The sequence below is a fragment of the Parafrigoribacterium mesophilum genome (assembly GCF_039652555.1).
In the GTDB taxonomy this organism is placed as follows: Bacteria; Actinomycetota; Actinomycetes; order Actinomycetales; family Microbacteriaceae; genus Parafrigoribacterium; species Parafrigoribacterium mesophilum.
In genome coordinates this window covers 73,376-86,215 of the sequence record NZ_JBDJAF010000001.1, presented here as the reverse complement: position 1 = coordinate 86,215, position 12,840 = coordinate 73,376, and the positions used below count along the sequence as shown (strand labels likewise).

The 12,840-nt window shown below is 65.3% G+C and carries 10 protein-coding genes and 1 tRNA gene; 7 read left to right on the top strand and 4 right to left on the bottom strand.

Going from position 1 to position 12,840, the window contains the following annotated elements:
* Positions 1 to 313: 313 nt before the first annotated feature.
* Positions 314 to 396 (bottom strand) — tRNA-Leu (locus ABFX56_RS00425).
* Positions 397 to 435: 39 nt separating this feature from the next.
* Between ABFX56_RS00425 and ABFX56_RS00420 the strand changes: the two genes are divergently transcribed.
* Positions 436 to 1,041: an ANTAR domain-containing response regulator gene (locus ABFX56_RS00420; RefSeq protein WP_346231311.1), complete on the top strand. Its 606-nt coding sequence runs from the start codon at positions 436 to 438 to the stop codon at positions 1,039 to 1,041.
* Here the strand turns inward: ABFX56_RS00420 and ABFX56_RS00415 are convergent.
* On the bottom strand, positions 1,013 to 1,489 hold the full coding sequence (locus ABFX56_RS00415; protein ID WP_346231310.1) for a hotdog fold thioesterase: 477 nt from the start codon (positions 1,487 to 1,489) through the stop codon (positions 1,013 to 1,015). The two genes, ABFX56_RS00420 and ABFX56_RS00415, sit on opposite strands and share 29 nt — an antisense overlap.
* 54 nt (positions 1,490 to 1,543) lie before the next feature.
* On the opposite strand from ABFX56_RS00415, the gene polA reads away from it, so the two are divergent.
* From polA to ABFX56_RS00400, 3 genes are read left to right on the top strand one after another with little or no spacing between them, the layout of a single operon-like run.
* Entirely contained in the window at positions 1,544 to 4,246 is a 2,703-nt protein-coding gene (gene polA / locus ABFX56_RS00410; protein ID WP_346231309.1) for a DNA polymerase I, read from the top strand.
* The gene (locus ABFX56_RS00405) at positions 4,246 to 4,542 is read left to right on the top strand and encodes an HPr family phosphocarrier protein (RefSeq protein ID WP_346231308.1); all 297 of its coding nucleotides are present in this window, start codon (positions 4,246 to 4,248) and stop codon (positions 4,540 to 4,542) included. Before polA ends, ABFX56_RS00405 begins: the two co-directional genes overlap by 1 nt.
* 20 nt (positions 4,543 to 4,562) lie before the next feature.
* Positions 4,563 to 6,233: a DUF885 domain-containing protein gene (locus ABFX56_RS00400; RefSeq protein ID WP_346231307.1), complete on the top strand. Its 1,671-nt coding sequence runs from the start codon at positions 4,563 to 4,565 to the stop codon at positions 6,231 to 6,233.
* Positions 6,234 to 6,256: 23 nt separating this feature from the next.
* Here the strand turns inward: ABFX56_RS00400 and ABFX56_RS00395 are convergent, their stop codons facing one another.
* Positions 6,257 to 7,180: a S1C family serine protease gene (locus ABFX56_RS00395; RefSeq protein ID WP_346231306.1), complete on the bottom strand. Its 924-nt coding sequence runs from the start codon at positions 7,178 to 7,180 to the stop codon at positions 6,257 to 6,259.
* A gap of 839 nt (positions 7,181 to 8,019) precedes the next feature.
* On the opposite strand from ABFX56_RS00395, the gene rpsA reads away from it, so the two are divergent.
* From rpsA to uvrB, 3 genes are all read left to right on the top strand, one after another.
* Positions 8,020 to 9,513 (top strand): 30S ribosomal protein S1, encoded by a 1,494-nt coding sequence (gene rpsA / locus ABFX56_RS00390; protein ID WP_346231305.1) that lies wholly within the window; start codon positions 8,020 to 8,022, stop codon positions 9,511 to 9,513.
* A gap of 103 nt (positions 9,514 to 9,616) precedes the next feature.
* Positions 9,617 to 10,228 (top strand): dephospho-CoA kinase, encoded by a 612-nt coding sequence (coaE, locus tag ABFX56_RS00385; RefSeq protein ID WP_346231304.1) that lies wholly within the window; start codon positions 9,617 to 9,619, stop codon positions 10,226 to 10,228.
* Between the two features lie 9 nt (positions 10,229 to 10,237).
* A complete protein-coding gene (uvrB, locus tag ABFX56_RS00380) occupies positions 10,238 to 12,304 on the top strand; it encodes an excinuclease ABC subunit UvrB (protein ID WP_346231303.1) in 2,067 nt (688 codons plus the stop codon).
* On the opposite strand, the gene ABFX56_RS00375 is transcribed toward uvrB, so the two are convergent.
* Entirely contained in the window at positions 12,258 to 12,833 is a 576-nt protein-coding gene (locus ABFX56_RS00375) for a TetR/AcrR family transcriptional regulator (protein WP_346231302.1), read from the bottom strand. The genes uvrB and ABFX56_RS00375 overlap by 47 nt on opposite strands.
* Positions 12,834 to 12,840: the final 7 nt, after the last annotated feature.

The following is a 12,840-nucleotide window of genomic DNA, read 5'->3' as shown; positions in this document are numbered from 1 at the left end:
GGCAGGGGCATCCAGCAGAGGCCACCGGCGCAGCGCCCTTCGCAGTGTTCGGCATGGCTTTCCTAGGGTTACTGGCCGTCCTATCGCTCCTCGGTGTCTCCCCGGGAAGCTCCGTCATCTTCCACCTTCCGGTGATTCCTGCACCACGTCCAGGCGAGCTCTACACGACTTTTGCGACGCCATACGTGGATGCGGTCTGGATCGACATCGTTGGCTCGATCGTGTTCATACTCGGCACGGTTCTAGGCACCGTCCTGTGGCGACGCAATCGACGGGCCTGGAAAGCCTCAGCGTCCGATTCCACTTAGAACTGTGCCGGTGGGGGGACTTGAACCCCCACGCCCTTTCGAGCAAAGCATTTTGAGTGCTCCGCGTCTGCCATTCCGCCACACCGGCGCACAGTGACGATTGCAAGAATACCGTAGGCTTGAGGTCGTGTCAGACCGAGAAACCCCCCAGCAAACCCCCCGCCGCGTCGTCGTCGCTGAAGACGAGTCCCTGATCCGGCTGGACATCGTGGAGACGCTGCGGGACAACGGCTTCGAAGTAGTGGGGGAGGCCGGTGACGGTGAGACCGCCGTCGCCCTGGCCACCGAACTGCGTCCCGATCTGGTCATCATGGATGTCAAGATGCCGCTGCTCGACGGCATCTCGGCCGCTGAGCGTCTCAGCAAGAACCACATCGCCCCGGTCGTGCTCCTTACCGCCTTCAGCCAGAAGGAACTCGTCGACCGCGCGACGGAGGCCGGCGCGCTGGCCTACGTGGTCAAGCCGTTTACCCCGAACGACCTGCTGCCAGCCATCGAGATCGCGCTGGCTAGGTACGCGCAGATCATCGCCCTCGAGGCCGAGGTGAGTGATCTCGTGGAACGCTTCGCGACCCGCAAGCTGGTCGACCGGGCCAAGGGCCTGCTCAACGACAAGATGGGACTCACCGAGCCGGAGGCGTTCCGGTGGATCCAGAAGGCATCCATGGACCGTCGCCTCACCATGCACGACGTGGCCCAGGCGATCATCGAACAGCTGAGCCCCAAGAAGTAGCCGGCTCACCGGCCTCTGCCGGCAGCGTCTTCAGGAAGTTCGTGATGCGAACCGTGGAGACGCGGCGACCGTCCTCGTCGGTGATCACGATCTCATGCGTCGCCAGGCTGCCACCCAGGTGGATCGCATCGCAGACACCGGTCACCCGCCCTGAGGTGACTGAGCGGCTGTGCGAGGCGTTGATCTCGATGCCGACGGCCATCTTCCCGAGCCCGATGGCGTAGAAATTCGCCGCGAACGACCCCAGCGTTTCGGCGAGCACTACGTAGGCGCCGCCGTGGATCAAGCCGAACGGCTGCGTGTTCCCCTCGGCCGGCATTGTCGCGACCGAGTGATCGGCGCTCAACTCGAGGAATTCGATGCCCATTCGGTCGGCCAGCGAACCAAGGCCACGGCTATGAATCATCCGCTCCGCGTCCGCAGAAAGGCTGGTCGTGTTGCTCGGCATTGATGCTCCGGATGCTCGCGGGTGAGCACACGACGTCGTCGATAGGCTTGAGGTGTGCCGGACTCCGAAAAGCCTACCCTCATGGTCATTGATGGCCATTCGCTCGCATTCCGGGCGTTTTACGCGTTGCCGTTAGACAGTTTCCAGACCAGGGACGGTCAGCACACCAACGCGATCCACGGTTTCATCGCGATGCTGATCAACCTGCTCACCAAGGAGAAGCCGACCCATCTGGCGGTGGCGTTCGACATCTCCCGGTACTCGTTCCGCACCAGGGAGTACCCGGAATACAAGGGCACCCGCGGTTCCACGCCGCCCGAGTTCCAGGGCCAGATTCCCCTGCTCACCGAAGCGCTGACGGCCATGAGCGTCCCCACCGTGACCAAGGAGGACTTCGAAGCGGACGACATCCTCGCCACCCTGGCCAAGCAAGGCGCCGCGCAAGGCTACCGTGTGCTCGTCGTCTCCGGCGACCGCGATGCCATCCAGCTCATCGACGACGACGTCACCCTGCTCTACCCGTCCCGTCAGGGCGTCACGGACCTGACCCGCTACGACCGGGACAAGGTGTTCGAGCGGTACGGCATCGAACCGCGCCAATACCCGGATGTCGCAGCGCTCGTGGGTGAGACCAGTGACAACCTGATCGGCATCGACAAGGTGGGGGAGAAGACCGCCGTCAAATGGATCAAGCAGTACGGCGGCCTGGACCAGATCCTTGAGCACGCGGATGAGATCAAGGGTGTGGTCGGCGAAAAGCTGCGGGAGCAGAAAGACAACGCCATCCGCAACCGCAAGCTCAACCAACTGCTGAACGACGTCGAGCTCACCGTCGGACCGGCCGACCTGGAACGGCGGCCGATCAACGAGGACGCGGTTCGCGCCGTGTTCGACAGACTGCAGTTCCGCACCCTGCTGGAGCGAGTGCTCAAGGTGGCCGCGGCCGCCGGAGACACCGTCACCGGCCTCGCCGTCGAGTCACTGACGACTACTGACGACGCCTCCGTGCCTGCGGTGGTGCCGATGGTGCGCACCCTGGTCGACGATGAGGTGGGCCGCTGGATCGATCAGGCCAGCGCGGAGGGCACTACGCCGCTCGCCGTGCAGCCAGAGTTCGGACCGGACGGCCTGTCCGGGTTCGGCCTGGCGTCCGCGGATGACACTGCGTACGTGCCGTGGGCCCCCAATCGTGCCAACACGGCGCCGTCCAGTCATGCTGCGCTCGAAGAATGGCTGGCCAGTGACGCGCCGAAGTATGTGATCGGCGGGAAACGGCAGTTCAAGGCGCTGCGGCAGGTCGGCCTGGAGTTCTCGGGGCTCGCGTTCGACACCTCGCTCGCGGCGTGGCTGCTCAAACCCGGCGGGCATCCGCAGAACCTTGCGGCACAGGTGTACAGCTACCTCGGCGCGACGCTGCCGCAGTCTGACCCGAACCAGCTCGTCCCCGAGATCGAACCCGTGAGCGTGGCGACCGAGGCGTGGTACGTGCTGCAGGTCGCCGACTACCTGGCCGGCCAACTCGATGCCGGCTCCCGGCGGGTGCTCGACGAGATCGAGTTGCCGCTGGTGGAGGTGCTGGCTGAGATGGAGATGACCGGCGTCACGGTGAGCCGGGAGATCCTGGGCGACCTTTCGGGGGAGCTCGGCGATCGCATCCACGACCTCGCCGAACGTGCCTACGCCGAGATCGGGCACGAGGTGAACCTGGGTTCCCCGAAGCAGTTGCAGCAGGTGCTGTTCGAGGAACTCGGCATGCCGAAAACCCGGGCGAACAAGACCGGACACTCCACCGATGCCGCATCGCTGGCCGACTTGCAGGAGCAGCATCCGCACCCCTTCCTCGACCTACTGCTGCAGCACCGGGACGCCACCAAGCTGCGCCAGATCATCGAAACCCTGGAAAAATCGATCGAGGATGACGGCCGGGTGCACACCAGGTACGACCAGACCGGGACCAGCACCGGCCGGATCTCCTCGATCGATCCGAACCTGCAGAACATTCCGGTGCGCGCGGAGGAGGGCAGGCGCATCCGTTCGGCGTTCGAGGCCGGGCCGCAGTTCGAGACGCTGCTGACCGTCGACTACTCGCAGATCGAGATGCGGATCATGGCCCACCTCTCCGGCGACGCGGGCCTGATCGAGGCGTTCCGCTCCGGCGAGGACCTCCACCGATTCGTGGGCGCTCGCATCTTCGGGGTCACCCCGGCCGAGGTCACCCCGGCGATGCGCACCAAGGTCAAGGCCATGTCCTACGGGTTGGCGTATGGACTGAGCGCGTTCGGCCTGTCCAAGCAACTGCGCATCGACACCGCCGAGGCGAAGCAGCTGATGGCTGACTACTTTCACCGGTTCGGTGCGGTGCGCGACTACCTGCGCGGCGTGGTGGACCAGGCCCGCGAGGATGGCTACACCGAGACCATTTTCGGGCGCCGGCGGCCGTTCACCGACCTGAAGTCCTCCAACCGGGTGTTGCGGGAAAACGCCGAGCGTGCGGCGCTCAACGCGCCGATTCAGGGCTCGGCGGCTGACATCATGAAGATCGCGATGCTCGGCGTGGCCCGCGACATGAAGGCGCAGAAATTGGCATCTCGGATGCTGCTGCAGGTGCACGACGAGCTCATCTTCGAGGTCGCGAAGGGCGAACTGGATGCGCTGAGCACGCTGGTGCGCAACCGGATGAGCACCGCCGCCGAGTTGCGAGTACCTCTGGATGTTCAACTGGGCACGGGCAACAACTGGGACGCCGCGGCACACTGATGCCCGAATCGGAATACACGGTGATCCGGCGAACCGTGGCCGTCGCCTCCAGCGTCGGCCTGCACGCCCGCCCGGCGTCCTTGTTCGCGCGGGCAGCGGCGGACGCCGGCCTGGCGATCACCGTTACCACTGCGACGGGACGGACGGCCAACGCCGCCAGCATCCTCGAGGTGCTCTCGCTCGGCGTGCACTGCGGCGAGGTGGTCACCCTTTCCGCCGACGGGAGCGGCGGGAGCGGCGCCGAAGCGGCCCTCGCGGACCTGGTGGAACTGTTGAGCACCGACTTCGACGCCTGATCCGTGGTTAGGCTCGACGCATGACTGACAGCACCCGTACCCCCACTGACGTCGACGCCGTCGCCGAACAGTGGATCGACACCGAACTGGACCTCTTTCCCGAACTGCACGTGTACCTCGGCCGTCCGGGGCGCGAGGGCGAGTACGCCGACTATTCGCCCGATGGTGCAGAGCATGCGATCGCCGCGACGAAGAAGGCGCTGGCCGCGATCCGCGCCGCGACGCCGGTAGACGACGTCGACCGGGTCACGACCATGGATCTCGCCCGCGAGCTCGAACTGACCATCGAGCGGCATGACGCCGGGTTCGAGCAGCGTGACCTCAACGTGATCGCCTCGCCTGCGCAGGAGCTGCGCGAGATTTTCGATCTGATGCCCACGGCAACGGCCGACGACTGGGGCAGTATCGCCAAACGGATGCACAACCTTCCCGGCGCGATGGCCGGTTACATTCAGACCCTGCGCTCGGGCATCGCGGCCGGCAATGTGCCAGCCATCCGGCAGGTGAAGGAAATCATCACCCAGGCCGACAAGCAGGTCGCCAGCACCGGCTTCTTCTTCCAGTTGGCGGAGGACGCCACCGCAGGCGGAGCTGAACTGCCGCAATCGCTGCAGGCCGACCTCGCGGCCGGCGCACGGAAGTCGGCGCAGGCCTACGCGGAGCTTTCGGCATTCTTGACGAACGAACTTGCGCAGCACGCGCCAGAGAAGGACGCCGTCGGCCGTGATCGCTACGCGCTGGCGTCGCGCTACTTTCTGGGCGCCACCGTCGACCTGGACGAAACCTATGACTGGGGAATCGCCGAGCTCGCCAGGATGACCGCCGAGCAGGAGGCGATCGCCCGTGAAATCAAGCCGGGCGCATCCGTGCACGAGGCTATCGAGTTCCTCGACGGCGACCCGACGCGAAAACTGCACGGCACCGAGGCACTGCAGCGCTGGATGCAGCAGACCAGCGACCGCGCCGTCGCCGAACTGTCGAAGAGTCACTTCGACATCCCGGACCAGGTCAAGCGTCTGGAGTGCATGATCGCCCCGACCCAGGAGGGCGGCATCTACTACACCGGCCCCACGGACGACTTTTCCCGCGCCGGCCGGATGTGGTGGAGTGTGCCGGAGGGCGTCACCGAGTTCGACACCTGGCGCGAGCTGACCACGGTGTACCACGAGGGTGTTCCCGGGCATCATCTGCAGATCGGGCAGGCGGTCTACAACAAGGCCCAGCTGAACACCTGGCGCCGCAATGCCGGCACATCGGGCCACGCGGAGGGCTGGGCGCTGTACGCGGAGCGGCTCATGGAGCAGCTCGGCTACCTGGACGACCCCGCCGACCGGCTGGGCATGCTCGATGGGCAACGGATGCGGGCGGCCAGGGTGGTACTGGACATCGGCGTGCACCTGGAGAAGACATTGCCAGACGGCTCCCGGCCCTGGACCGGTGACGATGCGTTCGGGTTCCTGGCGCGCAACGTGAATATGAACGACAGCTTCGTGCGGTTCGAGGTGAACCGCTACCTCGGTTGGCCGGGACAGGCGCCGTCGTACAAGATCGGGCAACGGATCTGGGAGCAGTTGCGCGACGAGTACCGGCGCCGTGAGGGTGCCGCTTTCGACATGAAGGCGTTCCACAAGAAGGCCCTGGACATCGGGGGAGTAGGCCTGGACACCCTGCGTGCCGCCCTGCTCAGCTGACGTGGGTGGCCGCCATCGACGGCTCAGGCTTGCTGAAGCTCCCGCGGTAGCGCGATCACGTCAACCAAGGCGCCGTTACGCCACACGGTGATCTCAATCCGCCGGCTGATCGCGTTCTCCACCATGAGCCGCTGTACCGCTGTTGTCGTCACCACCACCTGACCGTCAAGGCGCACGATGATGTCGCCACGGTGCAGCCCTGCATCCGCGGCCGGGCTGCCGGCGACGACCTCTGCCACCTGCAGCCCGGTGCGGGAGCCCACCTTCGCGGCCAGTTCCGGAGTCAGCGGTACCTGCACGCTGGCGATTCCCAACCAGGCCCGTCGCACCCGACCATTCGTGGTCAGCGCAGAGATGATGTCCCTGGTGGAGGAGTTGATGGGCACCGCCAAACCCAACCCGACCCCCGCCGCCGCCGTGTTGACCCCGACCATGCGGGCGGAACTGTCGGCAAGCACACCGCCGCTGTTGCCCGGATTGAGTGCAGCATCCGTCTGAATCACCTCGTCAATGACACGGCCCAATGGTGTTGGCAACGACCTGCCGAGCCCGGAAACGATTCCGGCGGTGACGCTGCCGGCGAGACCCAGCGGATTGCCGACCGCCACCACGAGTTGTCCGACCCGCAGAGTCGCCGCGTCGCCGAGCGTGACCGGATCTGGAACCGTTCCATCTGAGCGAAGCACCGCCAGATCCGACAGCGGATCCCGGCCCAGTACCTCGGCCGCAACGTCCGTGCCGTCGGCGAAGGCGCAATTCACCGTGGTGGCGCCCGCGACGACGTGGGCACTCGTGAGCAGGATGCCCTGGGCAGCAATCACCGTCGCGCTACCCAGCCCGCGTCCACGTGCGGTGTTGACCGACACGCTGGCGACACTTGGCAGCAGGGTTTGAGCCACTCGGATCACCGCCTGCGAGTATGCATCCATCGCGTCGTCGGAAGCCATGTCGGGACAACCAACGCGGCAGGTCATTTATGCCGCCGACACGGGTTTCGATACGCCGGCCTCGTTCCTCGGGCGGCTACTCAACCCGCTGAAACCCCGCGAGTTGAGTAGGGAGCGCGCCAGCGCGAGCGTATCGAAACCGCCGACACGGGTTTCGATACGCCGGCCTCGTCCCTCGGGCGGCTACTCAACCCGCTGAAGCCCTGCGAGTTGAGTAGGGAGCGCGCCAGCGCGAGCGTATCGAAACCGCCGACACGGGTTTCGATACGCCGGCCTCCTTCGTCGGTCGGCTACTCAACCCGCTGGGCGCGGTTTCGATACGTCGGCCTCGTTCCTCGGGCGGCTACTCAACCCGCTGAAACCCCGCGAGTTGAGTAGGGAGCGCGCCAGCGCGAGCGTATCGAAACCGCCGACACGGGTTTCGATACGCCGGCCTCGTTCCTCGGGCGGCCACTCAACCCGCTGGGCGCGGTTTCGATACGCCGGCCTCCTTCGTCGGGCGGCCACTCAACCCGCTGGGCGCGGTTTCGATACGCCGGCCTCGTTCCTCGGGCGGCCACTCAACCCGCTGGGCGCGGTTTCGATACGTCGGCCTCCTTCGTCGGGCGGCTACTCAACCCGCTGAGCGTGTCGAATCCCCCGTTAAGCGGGTACAGAGGGGTTTGGCGGGCGCTAGGTCGATGAGATAAGCTTGAGCGTCGCATTCTGCGATGACTCATCCGCCTGTCATCGGCGATGTATACGGATTCCCGCTGAAGATCTGGCGTGCGGATGCGTACCCACAGCCGATGGCCTGAAATAAATGCCACACGGCATATCCATCCTGGAGCAACCACTATATGACAATCGCAACGACCGACAGGGCACCCAAGCAGGTCGCCATCAACGACATTGGATCTGCTGAAGATTTTCTCGCCGCGGTCGAAAAAACCCTCAAGTTTTTCAACGACGGGGATCTCATCGAAGGTACCGTCGTCAAGATCGACCGGGACGAGGTGCTCCTCGACGTCGGTTACAAGACGGAGGGTGTCATCCCTTCCCGTGAATTGTCCATCAAGCACGATGTCGACCCGTCCGAAGTTGTGCAGGTCGGCGACAATGTCGAAGCTCTCGTCCTCCAGAAGGAAGACAAAGAAGGCCGCCTCATCCTCTCGAAGAAGCGCGCTCAGTACGAACGTGCTTGGGGCGATGTCGAGAAGATCAAGGACGAAGACGGCGTCGTGACCGGAACGGTGATCGAGGTTGTCAAGGGTGGCCTCATCGTCGACATCGGACTGCGCGGATTCCTCCCCGCGTCCCTCATCGAGCTGCGTCGCGTGCGCGACCTGACCCCGTACCTCGGCCAGGAGATCGAGGCGAAGATCCTGGAGCTCGACAAGAACCGCAACAACGTGGTCCTGTCTCGCCGTGCCCTGCTGGAGCAGACGCAGTCGGAGAGCCGCACCAGCTTCCTCAACAACCTGGCCAAGGGCCAGGTCCGCAAGGGCACCGTCTCGTCGATCGTCAATTTCGGCGCGTTCGTGGACCTCGGCGGAGTCGACGGTCTGGTGCACGTGTCGGAGCTGTCCTGGAAGCACATCGAGCACGCCAGCGAGGTCGTCGAGGTCGGCCAGGAGGTCACCGTCGAGATCCTCGAGGTGGACCTCGAGCGCGAGCGCGTGTCGCTGTCGCTCAAGGCCACCCAGGAAGACCCGTGGCAGATCTTCGCCCGCACCCACGCCATCGGGCAGGTTGCACCTGGCAAGGTCACCAAGCTGGTTCCGTTCGGCGCGTTCGTGCGCGTCGCTGATGGCATCGAGGGCCTGGTGCACATCTCGGAGTTGTCCGGCAAACACGTCGAACTGGCCGAGCAGGTCGTCTCGGTGGGCGAAGAGGTCTTCGTCAAGGTCATCGACATCGACTTGGAGCGTCGCCGCATCTCGCTGAGCCTCAAGCAGGCCAACGAGGGTGTCGACCCCGAGGGTACCGAGTTCGACCCGGCCCTGTACGGCATGCTCACCGAGTACGACGACAAGGGCAACTACAAGTACCCGGAGGGCTTCGACCCGGAGACCAACGAATGGCGCGAAGGCTTCGAGGCCCAGCGCGAGAAGTGGGAGCAGGATTACGCTGCCGCCCAGGCGCGCTGGGAAGCCCACAAGAAGCAGGTCGCCGCATCGATCGAGAAGGCCAACGCCCCCATCTCCACCTCGGAGGGCTCCGGCTTCACGCCCCAGGTCGCCTCGGCGGGTCGTCTCGCCGACGACGAGTCGCTCGCCGCCCTGCGCGCCAAGCTGTCCAACGGCGCTGCGGACGCGGATGCCGTCACGGCGAACGAGTCAGCGAGCAAGTAGCTCAGCCAGCAAGAAGTTAGCAGCAGCACGGCCGGACCCCGCACGGGGTTCCGGCCGTGTTCTGTTCCCGGGAGCCTGCTGGGCGGCCCGATAGCATGAACGCGTGTATCTGATCGGGCTCACCGGAGGCATCGCATCGGGCAAGTCTCTGGTTGCCGAGCGGTTGGCAGAGCACGGAGCCGTGCACATCGACGCCGACCAACTGGCGCGCCGAGTCGTCGAACCCGGCACTGAGGCGCTGGCGCGCATCGCCGAGGAGTTCGGCCAGGAGGTGATCCGACCGGACGGCACCCTGGATCGCACCGCTCTGGGCACCATGATCTTTCAGGATGCCGAGCGCCGCGAGGTGCTGAACGGCATCACGCATCCCGCGGTGAAGGCGCTGGCTCGGGAGCTCATCGCCCAGGCGGCCGACCGCGACCCCGACGCGGTGGTGGTTTACGACGTCCCGCTGCTGGTCGAAGCCGGTGTGAACGGAGACAACGCCTTCGACCTCATCGTGGTCGTGCACGCGAGTCTCGAGACCCGCATCGAGCGTTTGATCACGCTGCGCGGCCTGACTCGGCAAGAAGCGGTGCACCGGCTCAACTCGCAGGCCACCGACACCGAGCGGCTGGCCGTCGCGGACATCGTCATCGACAACGACGGCAGCCTCGCCGATACCCTGACCCAGGTCGACCGACTCTGGGAGCGGGTGTCAGACCCCGCTGCTTAAACTGAAGCCATGCAACCGACCCGCTCCGTGCGCCCTTTCGAGGTCATCAGCGACTACACGCCGAGCGGTGATCAGCCGAAGGCCATCGCGGAACTCGCCGGGCGCATCAACGCCGGCGAAACCGACGTCGTCCTGCTCGGCGCCACCGGCACGGGCAAATCGGCCACCGCGGCCTGGCTCATCGAGCAGGTGCAGCGCCCCACGCTGGTGATGTCGCACAACAAGACGCTCGCGGCCCAGCTGACCAACGAGTTCCGCGAGTTGATGCCGAACAACGCCGTGGAATACTTCGTGTCGTACTACGACTACTACCAGCCAGAAGCCTACGTACCGCAGACGGACACCTTCATCGAAAAGGACAGCTCGATCAACGCCGAGGTGGAGCGGCTGCGGCATTCCACCACTAACTCACTGCTCAGCCGGCGCGACGTCGTGGTGGTCTCCACCGTCTCCTGCATCTACGGACTGGGTGCCGCTGAGGAGTATCTCGACGCGATGGTGGCGCTGCAGGTCGGGCAACGGATTCCGCGCGACCAGCTGATCCGCAAGTTCGTCGCCATGCAATACCAGCGCAACGACATCGACTTCTCCCGCGGCAAGTTCCGGGTACGCGGCGACACCATAGAGATCATCCCGGTCTACGAAGAGCACGCGATCCGCATCGAGATGTTCGGTGATGAGATCGAGGGGCTGTTTGCGCTGCATCCGCTCACCGGCGAGGTGCTCACCACCATGGATGCCGTGTCGGTGTTCCCTGCCACCCACTACGCCGCGAGCCCAGCCACGATGAAACGCGCGATCGGCACGATTCGGGAGGAACTAGCCGAACGGCTTGCCGAGCTCGAGCGACAGGGCAAACTGCTCGAGGCGCAGCGGCTGCGGATGCGCACCACCTTCGACCTCGAGATGATGGAACAGATCGGCTTCTGCAGCGGCATCGAGAACTATTCCCGGCACATCGACGGCAGGGTTGCCGGGGAACCGCCGCACTGCCTGCTGGACTACTTCCCCGAGGACTTCCTCGTCGTCATCGATGAGTCCCACGTCACGATCCCGCAGATCGGCGCCATGTACGAAGGCGACGCGTCCCGTAAACGCACCCTCGTCGAGCACGGCTTCCGGCTGCCGAGCGCGCTGGACAACCGGCCACTGAAGTTCTCCGAGTTCCTCGAACGGGTCGGGCAGAAGGTGTACATGTCGGCCACGCCGGGTCGGTACGAGCTGGGCATCACCGACAGCGTCGTGGAGCAGATCATCCGTCCCACCGGGCTGGTCGACCCACAGATCGTGGTGAAACCGTCCAAGGGGCAGATCGACGACCTGCTCGAAGAAATCCGCACCCGCAGCGAGAAGAACGAACGGGTGCTGGTCACCACTCTCACTAAGAAGATGGCCGAGGAACTCACCGAGTTCCTCGCTGAGGCCGGAGTGCGGGTGCGCTACCTGCACTCGGATGTCGACACCCTGCGCCGCGTGGAACTGCTCACCGAGTTGCGGCAGGGTGTCTATGACGTGCTCGTGGGCATCAACCTGCTGCGCGAGGGGCTCGACCTGCCTGAGGTGTCGCTCGTGGCGATCCTGGATGCCGACAAGGAGGGCTTCCTGCGGTCGTCGACTTCGCTCATTCAGACCATCGGCCGTGCGGCACGCAACGTGTCCGGCGAGGTGCACATGTACGCCGATGTGCTCACTGATTCAATGAAGTTCGCCATCGAGGAGACCAATCGGCGCCGGGACACCCAGGTGGCCTACAACACGGCGAACGGTATCGACCCCACCCCGCTGCGCAAGAAGATCGCCGACATCACCGACGCGCTTCTGCGCGAAGGCGCCGACACCGCGGAGCTCTTGTCCGGCCGCGACGGTCGGCAGCGCACGCCGACGCCGTCGCTCAGACGCGAAGGACTGGCGGCTGCCGGCGGTAACGACCTCGAGAAGATCATCGCCGACCTCAACGACCAGATGCTGCAGGCCGCCGGTGAGCTCAAGTTCGAACTCGCCGCACGACTCCGAGACGAGGTGGCTGACCTCAAGAAGGAGCTTCGGCAGATGGAGCAGGCCGGCCACTTACGCTGACCAACAGCGGCAGCATCACCTCGTCGACGATCTGAACGATGAGAGTGTCCGGCAACTCATCGTGCCAGAGAAAATGGTGCCTCAGCATGGAGTGGCCTACTGCCGCCTGCCGCGGCGTCAGTTCGATTTCGGGGAGTTCGCCTCGCGCAATCGCCCTGCCGACGATCGCGTGTATCGCCTGAGCACTGCGCCCTTGCGTGCGCCCCCTGACCTCGCGCGCCCGGTCCGGATCACTGACGGCGTCGGCAACGACGGCCCGGAGCGCCTCCCCGGTCGCACCGGCGAGCAGTGCGGCGATGTGGCGGAGGTTCGCGAGCAGGTCGCCCCGTAATGAGCCGGTGTCAGCCAGCTGGTCGCTGTCGGGGAAGGATGCCGAGGCGGCATCCACGACCAGACCCAGTTTGCCCGACCAACGCCGGTACAACGAGGCCTTACTGAGGTGGGCCCGTTCCGCGACGGCATCCATCCGCAGGGCCGCGTAGCCGTGGTCGTCGAGTTCGGCGAGGGTGGCGGCGAAGATTGCTGACAATAACGCA